Origin of the sequence: Streptomyces sp. SID3343 (assembly GCF_009865215.1) — a bacterium.
In the GTDB taxonomy this organism is placed as follows: Bacteria; Actinomycetota; Actinomycetes; order Streptomycetales; family Streptomycetaceae; genus Embleya.
The window spans coordinates 1-244 of sequence record NZ_WWJX01001637.1 but is presented as its reverse complement, the minus strand read 5'-3'; the positions used below and the strand labels follow the sequence as shown (position 1 = coordinate 244).

The following is a 244-nucleotide window of genomic DNA, read 5'->3' as shown; positions in this document are numbered from 1 at the left end:
CGGCTCGGTGTCGCGGTCCCTCGCGGCCCGGTCCACGTGCCCGCTGCTGGTGGTCCGCGGCGAGGGCGGCGTCCCGACCTCGGCGGGCGAACCGGGTGTGAGCGGTGAGGACGTCCTGGTCGGCGTCCAGGGCGAGGACGATGCGGCGGCCGTCCGCGCGGCCTTCGAGGCGGCGCTGCGCTGGGGCCTGCCGGTGCACGCGGTGCACGCGTGGGACTGGCCCGGCTACGCGGGCCTCGCCGGG

At 79.5% G+C, this 244-nt stretch carries 1 pseudogene; it reads left to right on the top strand.

Annotated features, from left to right (window positions below):
* Positions 1-244, top strand: a pseudogene (locus tag GT354_RS52080) (universal stress protein); the annotation flags it as partial.